The sequence below is a fragment of the Streptomyces sporangiiformans genome, assembly GCF_005768555.2.
Lineage (GTDB): Bacteria > Actinomycetota > Actinomycetes > Streptomycetales > Streptomycetaceae > Streptomyces > Streptomyces sporangiiformans.
This window is the reverse complement of sequence record NZ_VCHX02000041.1, coordinates 1-2,864: the sequence shown is the minus strand read 5'-3', so window position 1 is coordinate 2,864 and position 2,864 is coordinate 1. Positions and strand designations below refer to the sequence as shown.

Sequence of the window (2,864 nt, the reverse complement as noted above, 5' to 3'; positions counted from 1 at the left end):
GGCCGCCCTGCATCCGGCCGGGACCGGGAGCAGGGCGGCCGCGGGCCGCGAGGTCGAGCGGTTCACTCCGACGACGGTCGGCCGCCCGGCGGACGACCGAAGTAGAGCGGACGACCGAAGAAGACGGGTCAGAGACGGAGCGTCAGAGGCCGTACCGGCTTTTCACATGGCGCCAGAAGTCGCGGAACATCCACTTGTCGAACTCGGTGATCTGCGCGGCGCTGCCCGCGTTCATGAGGAAGCAGCACTGACCGGTCGGCGTCCAGTCGTAGAAGTCGTCCAGGCCGAAGGTGTGGCCGACCTCGTGCAGATAGATGTGGATGTTCTCCTGGTTCAGGGCGCCGGTGAAGTACTCCTGGCCGACGCGCTGGCCCCAGTCGCCGCCGGCGCCGCCCTGGAAGCCCTTGGTCAGCCAGAGGGACTGGTCGTAGTGGCGGGCCACGCCGCCGGGGCACTTCGAGTAGTTGCCGTCCTGATGGAAGAAACGGCCGCAGTCCGGGGCGCACTGCGGGGCGCCCCCACCGTCCAGGAGACCGGTGTAGATGTCGACGGAGTTGTCGGTCCACTGGAGCGTCGAGCGGTTCTTCACCGCCCAGCCGACGATATTGACCGGCACGTTGGTGTACGGCCAGGAGTTGTGGCCCGTGCCGTTGTCCACCATGGCGGCCATCCACTTGCCGAACTGCTTCTTCAGCGCGGCGTGGATCCGGTCGCGCAGCGCGGCGCTCACGGGGGCGTCGGACTCCCAGCGGACGCAGTAGTTGATGCTCCCCTTGTTGGCCATGACCTGGTCCCAGCCGTAGTTACGGAATCCGTAGAGGTCGGGGTAGGTCGACTCGACGTGCCTCCACACTTCGTTCAGCGGCTGCACCAGGTTGGCCGGCGGGTTCCACTGCTCGGCGGCCTCCGTACGGGGCGCCAGCGTGCCGGTCGCCGCGACGAGAACGGCCAGGACGGTGAGCAGACGCGCAAGGTACTTGCGCATGGTGACTCCTCCCGGTGGGGGACGGGGTCCCGGGTGCGGAACGGGCCCCTATGGGGACGGGGGTTCGTTCCCAGGTCGCCGACCCCACCGGCAAAGGTTGCCTGCCCTGCGTACGAGGCCCTGCCGGGCGACGACTTCCGGCCAACCGGCCGGGGGCAGGGCGACGGGCGCTTCAGGTGCGCGTTTTCGCCGGTCAGGCCGTTGCGCGGGTGAAGCGGAGTGTGGCGGTGACCGTGGCCAGGCCGCGCATCATGCCCAGCTGGTTCCAGCCCATGCCGAACTCGGCCCGGTCGACGGTCAGTTCCGCCGTCAGAGTGACCGCGCCGGCCTCCGAGCCGGTGACGCGCGCGGTGAAGGACTGCGGACGGCTGATGCCGCGCACGGTCAGCTGCCCGGAGACGTCGACCGTGTCGCCGGCGCCCGGCACGGCGCTGCGGACGGCGAAGGTGATGTCGGGGTGCCGATCCACGTCGAAGAAGTCGGCGGAGCGCAGGTGCTTGTCGCGCTTCGCGTGCTTGGTGTCCAGGGAGGCGGCGTCGAGGGTGAGCGTGCCACGGGCGGTGCCGTCGGCGTCGACTTCACCTTCGCCGGTGACGGACGTGAACGTGCCGTTCACGGTGACCATGCCCCACATCGTCTTGTGCCGCACGGCGACCGTGGACTGGGTGGGGTCGAGCTGCCAGAGGCCGGTTTCGACTGCGACGGACATGAGTGTGCTCCTGAGGGATGGGGGGGTGAACAGGGAGAAGGAACGAACGAGCTGCAGCAGTTCTGCATGGTCTGCAGTAGTTCAAAATTGGATAGCCATACGCTAGCCCGTTATCCAAAAATGGACAACCGGTAGACTGGGGCATCATGGCCGACCTTCCCGACCCCGCCGACCTGCCCGGACACGATCCATCGGGCCCTGGATGCGTTCCATCGGGCGAGAGCGGGCTGCTCCCGGCCGAGTTGCGGGCCTGGATGCATCTGCTGGCCGCGGCCGGGGCCGTCGAGCAGCAGCTGCGTGCCCGCGTCAAGGACTCACTCGGAATCTCGCACGACGAGTTCCTCGTCCTGTGTCTGCTGGCCGACCAGCCCGGGGCCGGTCTGCGGATGACGCGGATCGCGGAGCTGCTGGGCCGCCCCAAGACCCGGCTGACCTATCAGGTCGCCTGCCTCCAGCACGCCGGCCTGATCTCCCGGAAGTCGGTCTGCGGCGACAAGCGCGGTATCGAGGTGACGCTCACCGAAAAGGCACGGCGGCTCCTGGGCGACGCCTCGGCCCCCCTGGCGGACGCCGTCACCGACGCCATCGCCCGAACACTCGGCCCTCACCAGCGCGAAGCGCTGCGCGACCTGCTGCCGGGGACACCGGACGCCGACCTTTGACCCGCCCATGAGCCCCGTCCGCCCATGATGGTCATGCGTGCCCAAGACGGCCGGGCCGCAGGAGACACCTGGAGGTCACCGCATGCCTGAGCATCCCGAAGAGGCGCTGGGACGGCTGCCGCTGTCCGGTGTCACCGTCGTCAGTGTCGAGCAGGCGGTGGCGGCTCCGTTCGCGACGCGGCAGCTGGCCGACCTCGGCGCGCGGGTCATCAAGGTGGAGCGTCCGGGAGAGGGCGACTTCGCGCGCCGGTACGACACCACCGTGCACGGCCAGTCCAGCTATTTCGTGTGGCTCAACCGCTCCAAGGAGTCCCTGACCCTCGATCTGAAGTCGGATGCGGGCCGGGCGGTGCTGGAGCAACTGCTGGGGAATGCCGACGTGTTCGTGCAGAACCTCGCTCCCGGCGCCGCCGCCCGGCTGGGCCTGGACGCGCCCACCCTCGCCAAGGCGCACCCGTCTTTGATCTGCTGCACCATCTCCGGCTACGGCACCAGCGGGCCCTGGGCC

General features: G+C 69.2%; 4 protein-coding genes. 2 read left to right on the top strand and 2 right to left on the bottom strand.

Annotation, left to right across the window (positions count from 1 at the left end; all coding sequences use genetic code 11):
• Positions 1–142: 142 nt before the first annotated feature.
• The gene (locus tag FGD71_RS02670; protein ID WP_119098728.1) at positions 143–985 is read right to left on the bottom strand and encodes a hypothetical protein; all 843 of its coding nucleotides are present in this window, start codon (positions 983–985) and stop codon (positions 143–145) included.
• Positions 986–1,178: 193 nt separating this feature from the next.
• Positions 1,179–1,694, bottom strand: coding sequence for a YceI family protein (locus tag FGD71_RS02665; protein WP_119098727.1), 516 nt, complete (start codon positions 1,692–1,694; stop codon positions 1,179–1,181).
• A gap of 146 nt (positions 1,695–1,840) precedes the next feature.
• Between FGD71_RS02665 and FGD71_RS02660 the strand changes: the two genes are divergently transcribed.
• Both FGD71_RS02660 and FGD71_RS02655 read left to right on the top strand, forming a co-directional pair.
• On the top strand, positions 1,841–2,356 hold the full coding sequence (locus tag FGD71_RS02660; RefSeq protein WP_119098726.1) for a MarR family winged helix-turn-helix transcriptional regulator: 516 nt from the start codon (positions 1,841–1,843) through the stop codon (positions 2,354–2,356).
• 82 nt (positions 2,357–2,438) lie between these two features.
• Positions 2,439–2,864: CoA transferase (locus FGD71_RS02655; protein ID WP_181359107.1), on the top strand; the 426-nt coding region annotated here is incomplete at its 3' end.